Genomic DNA, 17,947 nt, shown 5'->3' on the forward strand with positions numbered 1-17,947 from the left:
GCGTGCAGGGCAAGGCCATCGTCAACTCCATCAGCATGAAGGAAGGCGAGGCCGAGTTCATCAAATATGGCACGCTGCTGCGCCGCTATGGCGCGGCGGCAGTGGTGATGGCGTTCGACGAGCAGGGCCAGGCCGACACGACCGAGCGCAAGGTCGCGATCTGTGAACGCGCCTACAAGCTCCTCGTCGAGCAGGCGGGCTTTCCGCCCGAGGACATCATCTTCGACCCGAATATCTTTGCCATCGCCACCGGCATCGAGGAGCACAACAACTACGCGGTTGACTTCATCGAGGCGACGCGCTGGATCAAGCAGAACCTGCCCGGCGCCAAGGTCAGCGGCGGCGTCTCCAACGTATCGTTCAGCTTCCGCGGCAACGACCCGGTGCGTGAGGCCATCCACACGGTTTTTCTGTATCACGCGATCCAGGCCGGCATGGACATGGGTATCGTCAACGCCGGCATGGTGGGCGTCTATGACGACCTCGACGCCGAGCTGCGCGAGCGGGTCGAGGATGTGGTGTTGAACCGCCGTCCAGATTCCGGCGAACGTCTGATCGAAGTGGCCGAACGCGCCAAGGGCATGTCGATCGACGACACGGCGCGCCTCGCCTGGCGCGCCGGTGACGTCAACGAGCGGCTCAGCCATTCGCTGGTGCACGGCATCACCGAGTTCATCACCGCCGATACCGAGGAGGCTTGGCAAGCCATTCAAGCCAGCGGCGGGCGGCCGCTGCATGTGATTGAAGGGCCCTTGATGGCCGGTATGAACGTGGTCGGTGACCGCTTCGGCGCCGGCAAAATGTTCCTGCCGCAGGTGGTCAAGTCGGCGCGGGTGATGAAGTCGGCCGTTGCGCATTTGCTGCCCTACATTGAGGCCGAGAAGCTGGCGCTGGTGGCTGCCGGCGGCGAGGCCAAGGCCAAGGGCAAGATCGTCATCGCGACGGTCAAGGGCGATGTGCATGACATCGGCAAGAACATCGTCACCGTGGTGCTGCAGTGCAATAACTTCGAGGTCGTCAATATGGGCGTGATGGTGGCCTGTCAGGACATCCTGAAGCGCGCCAAGGAGGAGGGCGCCGACATCATCGGCCTGTCCGGCTTGATCACGCCGAGCTTGGAAGAAATGCAGCATGTGGCGGCTGAGATGCAGCGCGACGAGCATTTCCGCTCGCGCCAGACGCCGCTGTTGATCGGCGGCGCGACCTGCAGCCGCGTCCACACGGCGGTGAAGATTTCGCCGCATTACGAGGGGCCGGTGGTTTATGTGCCCGATGCCTCGCGCAGCGTCGGCGTCTGCAGCGACCTGCTCAGCGACGAGCGCGCCGCCAAGTTCATTGCCGACTTGAAGGTCGACTACGACCAGGTGCGCCATCTGCATGCCAACAAGAAGCAGACGGCCATGGTCAGCCTGTACCAGGCGCGGGCGAACAAGCACGCCGTCGACTGGGCCAGTTATGCGCCGCCGGTGCCCAAGTTCATTGGCCGCCGGGTGATCCGCAACTACGACCTGGCCGAGCTGGCCGAGACCATCGACTGGGCGCCGTTCTTTCAGACTTGGGATCTGGCCGGGCCTTTCCCGGCGATCCTGAAGGACGAGATCGTCGGCACGGAAGCGCAGCGTGTGTTCAGCGACGGCAAACGGATGCTGCAGCGCCTGATCGCCGGGCGCTGGTTGACCGCCAGCGGCGTGTTCGGCCTCTATCCGGCCGCGCAGGTGGGTGACGACGACATAGCGATCTACACCGACGAGAGCCGCAGCGAGGTCTTGATGACCTGGCATGGCCTGCGCATGCAGTCGGAGCGGCCGGTGGTGGACGGGGTCAGGCGGCCGAACCGTTGTCTGTCGGACTTTATTGCCCCCAAGGGCACTGTGCCGGACTACATCGGCTTGTTTGCTGTCACCGCCGGCTTGGGTGCCGAGAAGAAAGAAGCGCAGTTTGTGGCCGACCTCGACGACTACTCGTCCATCATGTTCAAGGCCATCGCCGACCGTTTGGCCGAGGCCTTTGCCGAGCGCCTGCACCAGCGCGTGCGCACAGAGTTTTGGGGCTATGCGGCGGACGAAGCGCTGAGCAGCGAGCAAATGATCAAAGAGCAATACCGCGGCATCCGCCCGGCGCCGGGCTATCCGGCCTGCCCCGATCATCTGGTCAAACGCGATCTATTCCGGGTCTTGGCACCCGAAGAAATTGGCATGGGCCTGACCGACAGCATGGCGATGACGCCGGCCGCCAGCGTCTCGGGCTTCTATTTTGCTCACCCGGACGCGGTCTATTTCAATGTGGGGCGTATCGGCGCGGACCAGGTGCAGGACTGGGCCGAGCGCATGCAGCTGAGCCGCGAGGCGGCCGACCGGGCGCTGGCGCCGCTGCTGTAAAGCAGCAGCGCGACGGCAGGGATGCTGTTGATGCGCGTAGCGGCACGGTTGGCGTGGAGCTAACCGTTGACTTGTTTTTCGTAGGGCGGCGCGGCAGCCTTTTTGCTCAACCGCAGTGCCGCTGTAAGTCGAAGTAACAGACGGCCAGGGATGGGTGGTTCAGCTGCCCCTGCATGCTACGGTTCGGCTTTGGGATGCGTAGATCCCCTCGCCTGGGATTTGACGAGTTTTTGGAATGAAATCAGTGCAGATTGCCGTCGGAGGCGTAGCGGTGTTGGTCTTGCCGGGTGGTGCCCTGCCGGGCGGGTGTAGCCAAAGCGCTGGCGTCGCTGGTCCCGGTCGAGACAGCATTGAACAGCGGCGGCCGCAGCACGCCCGAGGTGCCGGCAAGGCCGGCCAAGTAGGCGCGCGCTGTTGTCGCTGCTTGCTTTGAGGCCCCACATGCTAGGGGTAGGCGCGTGAACTTGCGGGCTTTACTCTAAGCGCCCCTCAACCAACTTTTGGGAGATAGCAGTGAATACATTGTTTCGTTCAACGATTTTGGCGGCCGCATTGGCTGCCGGTGGTCTTGCGCAGCAAGCGCAGGCCGCCGTGTTTGTGGTGCCCGGCATCGATACGGTGACCGATCTGCAAATCGCGTGGGTCTGGGACGCGGCGGGCGGCGGCAATTTTTATACGGGAATGCACTGGGAGGTTGAAATGAAGGCCACGCTGGCGGCCGACAAGTGGACCGTTGATGTCTGGTACACCCACTTGGACGGGCCGCACGGCGAAACCCGCGAGGCGCCCCACTACTTGACGGGAAGCTTTATGGCGTCGACCCTCGGCACCTTCTCCATGTCCGGCATTGATGATCATCAATTGCCATCGGTACCGCATTTCGGCGCGCATGCTTGGACGTTCAACGGTTTGGGTTCGCCGTCTTTCGGGGCCTCGACCCTGGGGGTGAGCCACCCGGTGCCTGAGCCACGCAGTGCCGCGTTGTTGGCTGCCGGGCTGGCCGTCTTGGGTTTGCTGGGGCAACGCCGTCGTCGTCGGGGTTAACAGCAAGCGCATCGCGTTGTTGAGACACAGGGGGGCGGGTCGCAGGACGCGCCCCTTGTTCTTTGTGGGTTCACATCGCGCGCAGGCCGCGCCGAAGCTGAATCGCCTCGGCCATTTGCGCCAATGTCACGCAGACACAGCCCTCCAAATCGGCAATACTGCGCGCCACCCGCAGCAGGCGGTGATAGCCGCGCGCGGACAGGCTCAATTGGCTGGCCGCCTTTTGTAAAAATGCCAGCGTCGCCGGCTCGGCCCGAATGTATTGATCGAGTTGCTGCGCCGCCAAGCGCGCATTGCTGCAGCCCTGGCGGGTGAGTGAGCGCTCGCGGGCCAGCACCACCCGGGTGGCGACGGTGGCGCTGCTTTCTCCGCCCGCCATGCCGGCCAACTCGCTCGGCCGAATCATCGGCACTTCGATCAACAGGTCAAGGCGATCCAGAAACGGGCCACTGAGTCTGCCTTGGTAACGTGCTATTTGATCGGGGCTGCAGCGGCAGGCCTGCAGCGGGTTGCCGAGGTGGCCGCAAGGGCAGGGGTTCATGGCGGCCACCAATTGGAAGCGCGCGGGGAATTCAGCTTGCCGCGCCGCACGCGAAATCAAGATGCGGCCGGTTTCCATCGGCTCACGCAGAGCCTCCAGGGCAGCTCGATTGAATTCGGTCAGCTCATCCAAAAACAAAACGCCATGCAGGGCCAAGGAGATTTCACCCGGACGAGGCGGCGAGCCGCCGCCGACCAGCGCGACACTGGAGGCGCTGTGGTGCGGGCTGCGCAGGCTGCGTTGCCCCCAACGCGCCGCCTCGAACTGGCCGGCCAGGCTCAATACCGAAGCCGACGCCAGGGCCTCCTCATTGCTCATGGCTGGCAACAAGCCGGCCAGGCGCTGCGCCAGCATTGACTTGCCGGTGCCGGGCGGGCCCACCATCAACAAGCTATGTTCCCCAATGGCGGCGATTTCCAGCGCGCGCTTTGCACCGGCTTGTCCCTTGATATCACTCAAATCGGGCTGAGCGGGTGCTTGCACAAGGGGCAAAGGCGTCGCCGGCGACAAGGGCGCGTCACTGCCCGGCACCAGGGCTGCCACCAGGTCCAGTAAATGAGCGGCGCCCAAGACCTTGATGCCGGCCACCAAGGCCGCTTCGGCCGCACTGGCCTCGGGCAGGATCAGGCTGCGGCTGGATTGCTCTTGGCGTAGCGCCAGACTCATCGCCAGCGCGCCACGCACCGGGCGCAATTCGCCGCCCAGCGACAACTCGCCGGCGCATTCAAACTCGTCCAGGCGAGCCGCGTCGATCTGATCGCTGGCGGCCAGCAGACCCAAGGCGATCGGCAGGTCAAAGCGCCCGCCCTCCTTGGGCAATTCAGCCGGGGCGAGGTTGACGATGATGCGTTTGTTATGGGGAAAGCTCAGGCCGCTGTTCTGCAGCGCCGCGCGCACGCGCTCGCGTGACTCCTTGACCTCGGTCTCAGCGAGTCCCACCAGAGTGAACGAGGGCAGGCCGTTCGCCAAGTGGACCTCAACGCTGACAGATGAAGCGCTTAAGCCGTCCAGGGCCCGGCTGTGAACAATGGCCAATGACATTGCCTATCCTCCCAGGGCCCCGTAGGCGCCGGGGCCAGCTCGCTGATTGTGCACGGCCAAGGGGCTACTGGGTCATTGCGCACAACAACGGTGCGCGCACCTGCGGGGTGCATTGACGGCGGCGAGCCAATTTGGTGCAAACAGGCCTTTGTTTCGGGAGGGCGGGGCAAAGTCGACTTGGCACGAAAGCTGCTGAGTAATCGCCAAGTCCCGACAAATCCCCCAAAACAGGAAGTCCGCCATGAAGTTGATCCTCGCTGCCCTTGCCTTCACCTTGACGTTTGCTGCCAGCGCCGCTGTAGCCGAAGAGGCTGCCAGCCCTCTGTCTTTCAACGTCAGTCTGACCTCGGACTATCGTTACCGGGGTTTGTCGCAGTCGCGGCTTGACCCGGCCTTGCAGGGCGGCGCCGATTACGCCTTCGCCAACGGTTTCTATCTGGGCACCTGGGCCTCGACCATCAAATGGATCAAGGACGCACCCTTCAACGGCGGTGCGAATGCGGAAATTGACGTCTACGGTGGCTACAAGACCGAGATTGCCAGCGGCTTGATGTTGGATTTTGGCGCGCTGACCTATATCTACCCTGGCAATGACTTGAACCCCAGAGCGGACACGACCGAAATCTACGGTGCGCTGAGTTTCGGCCCGGTGACGGCCAAGTACTCGCACAGTGTGACCAATCTGTTCGGTACTGCCGACAGCAAGGGCAGCGGCTATGTGGACGTGTCGGCCAGCTTTGATATCGGCGGCGGTTTCACCGTTGTGCCGCATGTCGGCTATCAAAGGGTCAAGAACACCAGCGCCGCCAGCTACACCGACTACTCGCTGACGCTGAACAAGGACTACGCCGGCTTTACCTTCGGCGCGGCCTACGTGGGCACCAACACGGACGTCTATGTGGGTGGCCCGTCCCTGAAGAACCTGGGCAAAGACGGCCTGGTGGTGTCGGTCAAGAAAGTCTTCTGACCGCCCCCAAAAAACCATTAGAAATCGGAGATAGACAACATGAAATTGATCACAGCCATCATCAAGCCTTTCAAGCTGGATGAAGTTCGCGAAGCCCTCAGTGCCATTGGCGTGCAGGGCCTGACCGTCACCGAGGTGAAGGGCTTTGGCCGCCAAAAAGGCCATACCGAGCTGTACCGCGGCGCCGAGTACGTGGTGGACTTTTTGCCCAAGGTGAAGATCGAAGCCGCCGTGGACGACGCCGTGGTTGAGCAGGTGATCGACGCCATTGAGGCCGCCGCACGCACCGGCAAGATCGGCGACGGCAAGATTTTTGTCTCGCCGCTGGACCAGGTGGTGCGCATCCGCACCGGCGAGACCGGCAACGAAGCCCTCTGAGGAGATATCGACATGAAAAAGCTTTTCGCCTGCCTGGTCCTGACCGCTGCAGTGCTCGCACCGGCCGCCTGGGCCCAACAAGAGGCGACTGCCTCGGCGCCTGCCGTTAGCGCCGCGATGACGGCCGCATCCGCCGCAGAGCTGCCCGCGGTGGTGGCCGCCGCCGCGCCGGCCGAGGTCGCCGCGGCCGCCGCGCCGGCACTCGTCCCCAACAAGGGCGACACCAGTTGGATGATGTTGTCGACGCTGCTGGTCATCATGATGACGATACCCGGCCTTGCCCTGTTCTATGGTGGCTTGGTGCGCAGCAAAAATATGCTGTCGGTGCTGATGCAGGTGATGGTGGCGTTCTCGATGATCGTCGTGCTGTGGGTGCTGTATGGCTATAGCTTTGCGTTCACCGAAGGCAATGCTTTTATCGGCGGCACCGACCGCTTGTTCATGAAGGGCCTCTGGGACAACGCGGCCGGCACCTTCGCCAATGCGGCCACATTCAGCAAGGGTGTGGTCATTCCCGAGATCGTCTTTGCCGCCTTCCAGGCCACTTTTGCCGGCATCACCGCTTGCTTGATCATTGGCGCCTTTGCCGAGCGCATCAAGTTCTCGGCCGCGCTGATGTTCTTGGCGCTGTGGTTCACCTTCAGCTATTTGCCGGTCGCGCACATGGTTTGGTTCTGGATGGGCCCGGACGCTTACAGCGCAGCCGGTGTGGTCGATGAGATGAACGCCAAGGCCGGTTTCCTCTGGCAAATGGGTGCGCTGGACTTTGCCGGCGGCACCGTGGTGCACATCAATGCAGCGGTGGCCGGCTTGGTCGGTGCCTACATGATTGGCAAGCGCGTTGGCTACGGCAAGGAGGCGTTCACGCCGCACAGCCTAACGCTGACGATGGTCGGTGCGTCGTTGCTGTGGGTGGGCTGGTTCGGCTTCAACGCCGGCTCTGCTTTGGAAGCCAATGGCTTCGCCGCACTTGCCTTCATCAACACGCTGGTGGCTGCGGCTGCGGCCGTGCTGGCCTGGTGCTTGGGTGAGGCGCTGCTGAAGGGCAAGGCTTCGATGTTGGGAGCGGCTTCCGGTGCGGTGGCGGGCTTGGTGGCGGTGACGCCGGCGGCCGGTAACGTCGGTATCGGCGGTGCCCTGGTGATCGGCTTCATCGGCGGCTTTGCCTGCCTCTGGGGTGTTACTGGACTGAAGAAGTTGCTCGGTGCCGATGACTCGCTGGATGTGTTCGGCGTGCACGGTGTCGGCGGCATCGTCGGCGCCTTGCTGACCGGCGTGTTCAACTCACCGGCCCTGGGCGGCCCGAGCTTGGTGGGCGACTGGGTGACGGTCACGATGGTGACGCAAGAGGCGTACTCGATCGCGGGCCAAGTCTGGATTCAGGCCAAGGCGGTGGGCTTGACCGTGGTCTGGTCGGCCGTGGTTTCTTTAGCGGCTTACAAACTGGTGGATCTGGTGATCGGCCTGCGCGTGACCGAAGAAGAAGAGCGCGAAGGCCTGGACATCAGCTCGCATGGCGAGACCGCTTATCACAAGTAAGGCGTAAGGCGCTTGAGGCGAGGCCCTTGCAGGGCTTCGCTGTGCATGCAAATGGCTGCCTCATCACTGGCTGATGGCAGCCATTTTTATTCGCGCTCAGGCAGCGTCTCCGGCTTGGGTCTGGCCTTCAGCAACACTTCGGTCAGCTCCAGCAACTTGGCCGGGCTGAATGGCTTGGGCAAAAAGAAATTGGCACCGGCCGCCAAGGACTTGGCTTTTGTCTGCGGCGCCGCATCGGCGGTCAGCATCACGATCAAGGTGTGTGCGAGGGTCGGATCTTTGCGGAGCTGCGCGCACACCTCGATGCCGTCCAAGCCGCCGGGCATCATCACGTCGAGATAGACCAAATCAGGGTGCACGGTGCGCGCCAACTCCAGGCCTAGCGCGCCATTGGGGGCCTCGTAAAGCACGTGGCCGCTGTCTTCTAGGGCCCAGCGCACTAGGCGCCTGATGTCGGCGTGGTCTTCAACAACAAGTATTTTTGACATCAGGTGGCGAACCTTGGGAGTGATAAGCGCAAGCATAGGCTGGTTCGGCCGGCCTTGGCCTTCAGAACAACGGCCCCATGTGCGCTTGTCTCTAGAATCAGGCAATTCCGTTTCGAGTACACCTATGGTTCCCCACCTCATTACCGCACTGACTGGCCCCATCAATGAGTTGGAACAGCGCGTGCTGGAGTCCATGCCGGCCATTGAGCGTTGGTTCAGACTCGAATGGATGGAGCACACGCCGCCTTTTTACAGCGCGGTCGATTTGCGTAACGCCGGCTTCAAGCTGGCGCCGGTGGACACCAATTTGTTCCCGGCCGGTTTCAACAACCTGACGCAAGACATGCTGCCGCTGTCGGTGCAGGCGGCCATGGCCGCGATCGAGAAAATTTGCCCCGAGGCCAAGAATCTGCTGTTGATCCCGGAGAGCAAAACTCAAAATAGCTTTTATCTGAGCAATGTGGCCACGCTCAAGCGTATCTTCACGCAAGCCGGCCTGAACGTGCGGCTGGGCTCGCTCGACCCCAGCATCACCGAGCCGACGACATTGAGTCTGGCCGATGGCAGCAGCTTGACGGTCGAGCCGCTGCTTCGAAATCGGGGCCGGCTTGGGCTGAAGGACTTCGACCCCTGCACGGTCTTGCTGAACAGCGACTTGGCGGCCGGTGTGCCACGGGTGCTCGAACATCTGCACGAGCAGTATTTGTTACCGCCGCTGCATGCCGGTTGGGCGGTGCGGCGCAAGAGCCAGCATTTCAAGGCCTATGAAGAGGTGGCGAAGAAGTTTTCCAAACTCTTGGGCATGGATCATTGGTTGATCAACCCACTGACGGTCGCCGTTGCTGGTCAGGACTTGCGCGCCGGCCCGGGGCTGGAGGCGCTGCAGACACAAGTTGATGCGGTGCTGAGCAAGACGCGACGCAAATACAAGGAATACGGCATTTTGGAGAAGCCGTTCGTGGTGATCAAGCCCGACGCAGGCTCGCAAGGGGCGGGCATTCTCACGGTGCGAGATGCCAAGGAGCTGACCGGCAAAATGAGCAGCTACCCGCAGTCCGAGCAGCCGCTGCAGTTGCTGGTGCAAGAGGGCGTGGTCACCAACGAGCGGGTCAACGACGCAGTGGCCGAGCCGGTGGTCTATATGATGGACCGTTACGTGGTGGGCGGGTTTTACCGCGTGCATGCCGACCGCGGCGTAGACGAAAACCTCAACGCGCCTGGCGCCAGTTATGTACCGTTGGCGTTCTCGCAGGCCTCACAATTGCCGCGCCTGGGTGAAAAACCCGGCTCCAGCGGCCCGAACCGCTTTTATATGTATGGCGTGATCGCGCGCCTGGGCGCCGTGGCGGCCAGCTATGAATTGGAAGTGACCGACCCCGAGGCCGAAATCTACGCCTGAGTCGGGTTGCCGAGACATCTGCGCATTCCTTTTGACGCGGTGCAGCAAAGTGGGCGCAGAATAGCGCTTTTGGCTTGATGGCGCAGCGCGCGCGGCAACACCACGTGAGTTCTTCAAATACTGCACCATCGGGAGGCCATTCGAAAACGGCCATGGCCGGTTTGACCCTTGGCGCTCTGGGCGTCGTTTATGGCGATATTGGCACCAGCCCGCTGTATGCGATGAAGGAGGTGTTCCACGGTGGCCACATCCTGCCGACGCATGACAACATCCTCGGCGTGCTGTCGCTGTTGTTCTGGACGATGACCATCATCGTCTCGATCAAATATGTGTTGCTGATCCTGCGTGCCGATAACAACGGTGAAGGCGGCCTGATCGCGATGCTGGCGCTGGCCACCAATGCCGTCAACGACCAGCCGGCGCTGCGCCGCAAGTTGATGCTGCTGGGTTTGTTCGGCACAGCGATTTTCTACGGCGACGCGGTCATCACTCCCGCGATGACCGTGCTGGGCGCCGTCGAAGGCATAGATGTTTATGCACCGCAATTGCACGAGTTGATTCTGCCCCTGACGCTGATCGTGATGGCCTGCCTGTTTGCGGTGCAGCGCCTGGGTACCGGCGGCATTGGCAAGGCTTTCGGCCCGGTCATGCTGCTGTGGTTCGGCAGCCTGGTGCTGCTGGGCTTGCCACACATTCTGAAGAATCCGCATGTGCTGGTGGCCGTCAATCCAATCTATGCCATGGATTTTTGCTTGGCGCACAAATGGGCCGCCTTTGTGGCGCTGGGCGCGGTCGTGCTGGTGGTGACCGGAGGCGAGGCGCTGTATGCCGATCTGGGTCATTTCGGCAAAAGGCCGATCCGCTTGGCCTGGTTCAGCATTGTGATGCCGGCCTTGGTGGTCAATTACTTCGGCCAAGGCGCAATGCTCCTGGAGCAACCTGCAGCGGTCATCAACCCGTTCTTCAATTTGGCGCCGGCCTGGGCGGAGATTCCGCTCTTTTTGCTCGCTACCGCCGCCGCCGTGGTGGCCTCGCAGGCCTTGATCACGGCCGCGTTTTCGGTCACCAAGCAGGCGGTGCAAATGGGCATCTTGCCGCGCATGCGGATCTTGCACACCTCCGAGCGTGACACCGGCCAGATCTATGTGCCCTTCGTCAACTGGGGACTGTTTGTCTTCATCATCTTGGCGGTGGTTTTATTCGGCTCCAGCAGCAAGCTGGCCGGCGCCTACGGTATTGCGGTCACCATCGACATGACCATCACCACGGTGATGACCTTCTTCGTCATTCGCTACGGCTGGAAGTACCCGCTGGCCTTGTGTGTGGCCGCGACCGGCTTCTTCTTCGTCATCGACCTGACCTTCCTGGCCTCCAACATGCTGAAGCTGGTTGCGGGCGGCTGGTTCCCGTTGATGATTGGCATCGGCATGTTCACCTTGATGCTGACCTGGAAGCAGGGCCGGCGCTCGCTCAGCAACAAGCTGCGTGAGGATGCCATCGACCTGAAGAGTTTCCTCGACGCGGTATTCCTGAGTCCGCCGGTGCGGGTCGAGGGCACGGCGGTGTTTTTGTCGGCCGAGGCCGGCGTCACGCCGAATGCGCTGCTGCACAATTTGAAGCACAACAAGGTGCTGCACGAGCAAAACCTGTTCGTCACCGTCAAGCACCATGAGGTGCCGTGGGTGGGCTTCGACAAGCGCGTGCAGGTGGTCGCCTTGGGCAACCAATGCTGGGCCGTGAGCCTACATTTCGGCTTCAAGAACGAGCCCGATGTACCCGAAGCCTTGCGGCTGCTGGAACAGAACGGTGTCATCTTGGAGGAGATGGAGACCAGCTATTTCCTGTCGCGCGACATCGTCATCCCCACCATCGGTAACGGCGGCATGGCGATGTGGCGCGAGAAGCTCTTCGCCAGCATGCACCGCAATGCGGCCGCCGCGGCCGACTTCCTGCACTTGCCGACCAACCGGATTGTCGAGTTGGGGTCAAAAGTCGAGATCTAATGACCTTGAGTGGCAGACCGCCCGAGCGAAGCGAGTAGCTCTGCCGCCAACTGATTCAGCGAGTGGCAGACCGCCCTCACATCAAGGCTTCGCTGCTGCTAAGCCCGGCCTCACCCAAGTGCACGACGCTGCCCGGCTCGATCAAGGTCCAGCCGTCCTGCTCGTCGGCCAATGGCTCTGAGGCCACCACCAAGCCCTTGCCGCCGTCCTGGCGTAGATAAAGTGTCGGCGCGCGATAGTCGCTGGAGTAGCGAAACGCGTGCACCTGTCGGCCGTCGGCCAGGGCACCGGCAAAGCGCAGCGGCTCGTGGATGTTCAAGACCCGCATCATCGCCAGCGTCTCATTGAGGATCTGGCTGACCGCTTGCGTGACGCTTTGGCCCGCCTCGATGCGCGCGATGATGAGCAAGAACAGCAGTTCCGAGTCGGTGGCGCCTTTGCGCTCGGCATACAGATGATCCGGCAGCCGCGACTCCATGGCGCGGCGAACCTGGCCATAACCGCCAATCTGACCGTTGTGCATGAAGAGATAGGGGCCGTACCGGAACGGGTGGCAGTTTTGCCTTGCGATGCCGGTGCCGGTGGCGGCGCGTACATGGGCGAAGAACAGATGCGAGCGCACATTGCTGCACAGCGCCAACAGGTTCTCGTCCGACCAGGCCGGCATCACCTCGCGGTAAATGCCCGGCGCCGTCAGCTCGCCGTACCAACCGACACCGAAGCCGTCGCCATTGGTGACGGCCTTGGCCTGATCAGCCCGCAGCGACTGGCGCACCAGCGAATGCTGCGGCTTGCAGACCAACTCATCCAAGAAGATCGACGGCCCCAAATAGGCGAGAAATCTGCACATCGGCGTTAGCCCCTTTCAATAACTAATACGCAAACCCAGCGGTGCCGTGCGGGTCTGTGTCTGGCTGCCCATGCAGCTATGCTGTGCTTATGAAGCGTTGCCTCAATGATCTCTCAGTCTCAAGCCTTATGGCCGGCTTTGTCGCCGTCTTGGTGGGTTTCACCAGCTCGGTGGCGATAATTTTTCAGGCCGCGCAGGCGCTCGGTGCGACCTCCGCCCAAACCAGCTCCTGGATTTGGGCCTTGGGTCTGGGCATGGGCGTGACCAGCCTGGGCCTGTCCTATTGGACCCGCTTGCCCATTCTGACCGCCTGGTCGACGCCGGGCGCGGCCCTGATCGCCGCCACCTCCGGCATCTCCATGCCCGAGGCGATCGGCGCATTTTTGTTCAGCTCCAGCTTGATCTTGTTGTTTGGCCTGACCGGTTGGTTCGCGCGGGTGATGGACCGCATCCCCTTGGCCGTGGCGGCCGCCTTGCTGGCCGGCGTGCTGACCCGCTTTGGCCTTGATGCGGTGCTGTCGGTCAAGTCCGCACCCTTGCTGGTGCTGGTGATGGCCGCCGCCTACCTGTTGGGTAAACGGCTGTGGCCGCGTTACGCGGTGCCGGGCGTGCTGCTGGCCGGGGTGATGGTGGCGGCCGCGCAGGGTCGTTTGCAGATGGACGCGGTGGAATGGGCCTGGGCGCAGCCGGTCTGGACCACGCCGCAACTCAGCCTGGCCGCCCTGGTGGGCGTGGCCTTGCCGCTTTTTCTGGTGACGATGGCCTCGCAGAATCTGCCCGGCGTGGCCGCGCAGCGTGCGGCGGGTTACCGCATCCCCGTCTCCGCCAGCATCACCGTGACCGGCCTGGCGGGCTTGGTAATGGCGCCGTTTGGCGGCTTTGCCTTCAACCTAGCCGCCATCACGGCGGCCATTTGCAGCGGCCCCGAGGCACATGCCGACCCGGCGCGCCGCTACACCGCGGCAATGGCGGCCGGCCTTGTGTACATTGCTGTCGGCCTGGCCGGCGGTTCGGTGGTGGGGCTGTTGGTGGCCTTTCCGCGCGAGTTGGTGGCGGCGGTCGCGGGGCTGGCCCTGATCTCCACCATCGCCGGCGGGCTGGCCACCGCCTTGAAAGAAGAAAAGCACCGCGACGCCGCCTGCCTGACCTTTTTGGTCACCTTGTCGGGCCTCTCGGTGGCCGGCATTGGTTCGGCATTTTGGGGTGTCGTCGCCGGCAGTCTGGCGCTATTGGTGCAACACTTGCGTTCGAAATAAGAGGACCGAAAAGATGAAATTGCTATTTGTGGCCGACCCCTTGGAGTCGTTCAAGATCTACAAAGACACCACCTTCGCGATGATGCGCGAGGCGGCCAAGCGCGGCCACAGCTTGTTTGCCTGTGAACCGCAGGATCTGATCTGGCGCTCGGGCGGGCGCGTGCTGGCGCAACAAGCGCGCGCCATCAGGCTGACCGGCGACGCCATCAACTGGTTTGCCGTGGGCGCCCGGATCGATCTGGTGGTGGCCGAGACCGACGCCGTGCTTATGCGCAAAGACCCGCCCTTTGACAGCGAGTTTTTCTACGCCACCCATCTGCTGGAGCAGGCCGAGCGCGAGGGCGCACGCGTCTTCAACAAGCCGCAAGCGCTGCGTGACCATCCCGAGAAGTTGGCGCTGATGCAGTTCCCGCAGTTCTGCCCCAGCACCCTGGTGACGCGCAGCGAGGCGGCCATCCGCGCCTTTCACGCCGAGCAGGGCGACATCATCCTGAAGCCGCTGGACGGCATGGGCGGCACCGGCATCTTCCGTGTCGGCGCCGACGGCATGAACCTCGGTGCCATCATCGAAACCCTCAACAAGGGCGGCACTGAGACCGTCATGGTGCAGCGTTACTTGCCCGCCATCACGGACGGCGACAAGCGCGTGCTGGTGATTGGCGGCGCGGTGGTGCCGTTCTGTCTGGCGCGCATCCCGCAGGGCGGCGAGGTGCGCGGCAATCTGGCCGCCGGCGGCAAGGGCGTGGCGCGCCCCATCAGCGCGCGTGACCGCGAAATCGCCGCGCACGCCGGCCCTATCCTGGCGGCGCGCGGCCTGTTGCTGGTGGGGCTGGACGTGATCGGCGACAGCCTCACCGAGGTCAACGTCACCAGCCCGACCTGCTTCCAGGAGATCACCGACCAAACCGGCTTTGATGTGGCCAAGATGTTTATTGATGCGCTGGAAACGGCGCTTTGAACGTGTTGCGAGCTTGGCGGCCGAATGATCAACACAAGGGACAAGGACCAATGCCTGTGGAGACTGTCATTTTGCTGGATGTGCTCGATCGGCTGAAGGCCGAAACCCGCGCGGAGCACATCGCGATGGAAGGCACGCTTGGCATCATGGGCGACGACCTCGAATTGGCCCACTACCGGCAGCTGCTCGAACGCTATTGCGGTTTTTATGCGCCGGTCGAAGCCCGGTTGGCGGACGTGCTGGGGCTTGCGCCGCCCGGCGGGCTGGATCTGCAGGCTCGGCGCAAGCTGGCCCTGTTGCGGGCCGATCTGCTGGCGCTGGGCGGGCCGGCCGCCGATACGCTGGCGGTGTGCACCGCGCTGCCGCCGCTGCACACACCGGCGCAGGCGATGGGCTGCCTGTACGTGCTGGAAGGCGCCACGCTGGGCGGCGTGGTCATCGGTCGGCACGTGCAGCGCACGCTCGGCCTCACGCCGGAGTCGGGCGCCCGCTTTTTCCACGGCAACGGCGCGCACACCGCCGAGCTGTGGCGTGCCTTCCGGGCCGCGCTGGCCGGCTTTGCGGTGAACCCTGGCATTGCGGATGTTGTCGTCGAATCCGCCAACGCCACCTTTCGCTCGCTGCGCCACTGGTGCCTGCGCGGGCCTGCCGCATGAAGCCCGCGCTGACCACACGGCCTGCTTCCCTGACCCTTTGAAAGGACCGCCATGACCCTGCCTGCCACCGCCACCGCGCCGCTGCCCTGGGAGGGGGGTGCTTACAGCATCAAGCGGCACGGCGTGACGTTGAGCAACTGCGATGCCGAGCCGGTGCAGACGCCCGGCTGCATCCAGGCGCACGGTGTGCTGCTGGTGCTGCGGCCGGACGACCTGGTGATCCTGCAGGCCAGCGAAAACAGCGCGGCGCTGCTGGGCTTCGCGCCGGAAGCCCTGCTCGGCCAGCCCATCGGCCTCGTCGTCGGCGAGGCCGGTGCGGCGCAGTTGCGGGCGTCGATGGCCGGCGGTGCGACCGACGCCAACCCGCTGCGCCTGTTCACCCTGCCCGGCCGGGGCGCTGGTGGCAGCGACGGGGCGCCAGCACTCGATGTCTCGATGCACACCCTCGACGGCCTGGCCCTGGTCGAGTTCGAGCCGACCCTCCCCGCCGCCGAGGCGCAGGCGCAACATGGTTATGCGCTGGTCAAAAAGGCGGTCGGGCGCTTGCGCCAGGCGACGGGCCTGCTGCACTTTTGCAGCATCGCCGTGGACGAGATTCGTGAGCTGACCGGGCTCGACCGCGTCATGGTCTACAAGTTCCACCCCGACGGCCACGGCGAGGTGTTTGCCGAAAGCGCGCGCGCTGGCCTTGACCCCTGGCTCGGCATGCACTACCCGGCCGAAGACATCCCGGCCCCGGCGCGCGAGGTGTTCAAGCGGGTCTGGATCCGGCCCACGCCCGACGTGAACGGCGCGCTGGCCGAAATGGTGCCCCTGGTCAACCCGCACACCGGCCGGCCTTTGCTGATGACCCACTGCACCTTGCGCGGCGCGTCGGTGATGTACACCGAGTACCTGCAGAACATGGGCGTGACGGCCGGCCTGACGATGGCGCTGCGTCGCGGCGACGAACTGTGGGGCCTGATCGCCTGCCACCACTACAGCGGCGCGGCGCGGCTGCCCTTCGAGGTGCGCGCCGCCAGCGAACTGCTCGCGCAGGTGGTGTCGCTGCAGCACCAGGCGATCGAACAGCAGGAACACCTGGCCTACCGCCTGAGCCGCGAAGCGATCCACCAGCAATTGATCGCGCAGGCCTCGCAAGAAGGCGGGCTGACGGCCATGACCGACGGCGCGCCGACCGTGCTCGAAGCCGTCCAGGCCGATAGTGTGGCGCTCTACCACCACGGCCGCTGGTGGCGCGTCGGCCCGACGCCGCCCGATGCTGCGCTGGATGCGCTGGCGCAGTGGCTGGATGGCCGGCACGAGTTTGCCGACGACACCCGGCCGGTGTTCGTCACCGACCGGCTGGCGGCCGACTACCCCGCAGCTGCCGCCTACAGCGACGTGGCCAGCGGCCTGCTGGCCCTGCCGCTTGCGGCCAGCCGGGGCACGCTGCTGCTGTGGTTTCGCGCGCAGACGATGCAGACCGTGCAGTGGCGCGGCGACCCCGAGTACGACCCCAAGGTCATCGGGCCGCACGGCCTGCGCCTGACGCCGCGGCGCAGCTTCGAGCTGTTTGCGCAATCGGTGGCCGGGCGTTCGCTGCCGTGGCTGGACGTCGATGTCGCGCTGGCGCTGCGCTTTCGGGTGCTGGTGATGGAGCTGGTGGTCAGCCGCGCCGAGCGGCTGGCCGAGCTGAACATCGACCTGGCGCGCAGCAACGAGGAGCTCGACGCGTTTGCCTACGTGGCCAGCCACGACCTGAAGGAGCCCCTGCGCGGCATCTACAAGCACGCCCACCAGTTGCTCGAAGAATCACTGCTGGCGCCGGGCAGCGAGGGCCGCAACAAGCTCGAAAGTCTGATGCGGCTGACGCTCCGGATGGACGCGCTGCTCGACTCGCTGCTGCACTTTTCGCGCGTCGGCCGGATGGCGCTGGACATGGAGCAGACCGACCTGAACAGCGTGGTCGCCGAGGCGCTGGAGATGGTCGATGCGCGGCGCCTGGAGCGGCCGTGCGAGATCAGCGTGGCAGAGGTGCTGCCCGAGGTGACCTGCGACCGCGTGCGGGTGCGCGAAATCTTCGTCAACCTGCTCTCCAACGCGCTGAAGTACAACGACCAGCCGGTCTGCCGCATCGAGATCGGTTGCGACCGGGCCGGCCCGTCCAGTGCCGGTGCCGGTGCCGGTGCAGAACGGCCGGCCGGCACCGCCGGGTTGCCGGTTTTTTACGTCAAGGACAACGGCATCGGCATTGCGCCGCACCACGTCGAGCAGATTTTCAAGATGTTCAGGCGCCTGCACGGCCGCGACGACTACGGCGGCGGCAATGGCACCGGCCTGACCATCGTCAAAAAGCTCGTCGAGCGGCACGGCGGGCAGGTGTGGTTGCACTCGACGCCGGGGCAGGGCACGACCTTCTTGTTCACCCTCAGCGCAGCCACTGCCGCCTGATATGTCGACCCCACAC

Annotated in this window: 15 protein-coding genes; 11 read left to right on the forward strand and 4 right to left on the reverse strand. The window is 64.0% G+C overall.

Features of this window, described 5'->3' with window-relative positions; genetic code table 11:
- Positions 1-2,378: vitamin B12 dependent-methionine synthase activation domain-containing protein (locus RMO57_RS17485; RefSeq protein ID WP_310388810.1), on the forward strand; the 2,378-nt coding region annotated here is incomplete at its 5' end.
- A 241-nt stretch (positions 2,379-2,619) separates the two neighbouring features.
- Here RMO57_RS17485 and RMO57_RS17490 read toward each other — a convergent pair.
- Complete coding sequence (locus RMO57_RS17490; RefSeq protein ID WP_310388813.1) at positions 2,620-2,778, reverse strand: hypothetical protein; 159 nt, start codon at positions 2,776-2,778, stop codon at positions 2,620-2,622.
- 113 nt (positions 2,779-2,891) lie between these two features.
- Between RMO57_RS17490 and RMO57_RS17495 the strand changes: the two genes are divergently transcribed.
- Positions 2,892-3,422 carry a PEP-CTERM sorting domain-containing protein gene (locus RMO57_RS17495; protein WP_310388815.1) on the forward strand — a complete coding sequence of 177 codons (531 nt, stop codon included), beginning with the start codon at positions 2,892-2,894 and terminating at the stop codon, positions 3,420-3,422.
- Positions 3,423-3,492: 70 nt separating this feature from the next.
- On the opposite strand, the gene RMO57_RS17500 is transcribed toward RMO57_RS17495, so the two are convergent.
- Positions 3,493-5,004 carry a YifB family Mg chelatase-like AAA ATPase gene (locus tag RMO57_RS17500; RefSeq protein WP_310388817.1) on the reverse strand — a complete coding sequence of 504 codons (1,512 nt, stop codon included), beginning with the start codon at positions 5,002-5,004 and terminating at the stop codon, positions 3,493-3,495.
- A gap of 241 nt (positions 5,005-5,245) precedes the next feature.
- Between RMO57_RS17500 and RMO57_RS17505 the strand changes: the two genes are divergently transcribed.
- Genes RMO57_RS17505 through amt form a run of 3 tightly spaced genes read left to right on the forward strand, consistent with a single transcriptional unit; the run spans position 5,246 to position 7,888 of the window.
- Positions 5,246-5,971 carry a TorF family putative porin gene (locus tag RMO57_RS17505; protein WP_310388819.1) on the forward strand — a complete coding sequence of 242 codons (726 nt, stop codon included), beginning with the start codon at positions 5,246-5,248 and terminating at the stop codon, positions 5,969-5,971.
- 39 nt (positions 5,972-6,010) lie between these two features.
- Entirely contained in the window at positions 6,011-6,349 is a 339-nt protein-coding gene (glnK, locus tag RMO57_RS17510; RefSeq protein ID WP_263532403.1) for a P-II family nitrogen regulator, read from the forward strand.
- Between the two features lie 12 nt (positions 6,350-6,361).
- Positions 6,362-7,888, forward strand: a complete 1,527-nt coding sequence (gene amt, locus RMO57_RS17515) for an ammonium transporter (RefSeq protein ID WP_310388822.1) — start codon at positions 6,362-6,364, stop codon at positions 7,886-7,888.
- Positions 7,889-7,974: 86 nt separating this feature from the next.
- Here the strand turns inward: amt and RMO57_RS17520 are convergent, their stop codons facing one another.
- Entirely contained in the window at positions 7,975-8,376 is a 402-nt protein-coding gene (locus RMO57_RS17520) for a response regulator (protein WP_310388824.1), read from the reverse strand.
- A 124-nt stretch (positions 8,377-8,500) separates the two neighbouring features.
- Between RMO57_RS17520 and gshA the strand changes: the two genes are divergently transcribed.
- Both gshA and RMO57_RS17530 read left to right on the forward strand, forming a co-directional pair.
- Entirely contained in the window at positions 8,501-9,775 is a 1,275-nt protein-coding gene (gene gshA / locus RMO57_RS17525; protein ID WP_310388827.1) for a glutamate--cysteine ligase, read from the forward strand.
- Between the two features lie 152 nt (positions 9,776-9,927).
- On the forward strand, positions 9,928-11,778 hold the full coding sequence (locus RMO57_RS17530; RefSeq protein ID WP_310388829.1) for a potassium transporter Kup: 1,851 nt from the start codon (positions 9,928-9,930) through the stop codon (positions 11,776-11,778).
- A gap of 76 nt (positions 11,779-11,854) precedes the next feature.
- Here the strand turns inward: RMO57_RS17530 and RMO57_RS17535 are convergent, their stop codons facing one another.
- Positions 11,855-12,628, reverse strand: coding sequence for a class II glutamine amidotransferase (locus tag RMO57_RS17535; RefSeq protein ID WP_310388831.1), 774 nt, complete (start codon positions 12,626-12,628; stop codon positions 11,855-11,857).
- Positions 12,629-12,717: 89 nt separating this feature from the next.
- Between RMO57_RS17535 and RMO57_RS17540 the strand changes: the two genes are divergently transcribed.
- The 4 genes from RMO57_RS17540 to RMO57_RS17555 all read left to right on the forward strand — a co-directional run bounded on the left by RMO57_RS17540 (position 12,718) and on the right by RMO57_RS17555 (position 17,931).
- On the forward strand, positions 12,718-13,884 hold the full coding sequence (locus tag RMO57_RS17540) for a benzoate/H(+) symporter BenE family transporter (protein WP_310388833.1): 1,167 nt from the start codon (positions 12,718-12,720) through the stop codon (positions 13,882-13,884).
- A 13-nt stretch (positions 13,885-13,897) separates the two neighbouring features.
- A complete protein-coding gene (gshB, locus tag RMO57_RS17545) occupies positions 13,898-14,842 on the forward strand; it encodes a glutathione synthase (RefSeq protein WP_310388835.1) in 945 nt (314 codons plus the stop codon).
- A gap of 80 nt (positions 14,843-14,922) precedes the next feature.
- Entirely contained in the window at positions 14,923-15,498 is a 576-nt protein-coding gene (locus RMO57_RS17550; RefSeq protein ID WP_310388861.1) for a biliverdin-producing heme oxygenase, read from the forward strand.
- A 51-nt stretch (positions 15,499-15,549) separates the two neighbouring features.
- On the forward strand, positions 15,550-17,931 hold the full coding sequence (locus RMO57_RS17555; protein ID WP_310388836.1) for an ATP-binding protein: 2,382 nt from the start codon (positions 15,550-15,552) through the stop codon (positions 17,929-17,931).
- The last annotated feature ends 16 nt before the right edge of the window (positions 17,932-17,947 follow it).

Source organism: Roseateles sp. (assembly GCF_031397715.1).
In the GTDB taxonomy this organism is placed as follows: domain Bacteria; phylum Pseudomonadota; class Gammaproteobacteria; order Burkholderiales; family Burkholderiaceae_C; genus Paucibacter_A.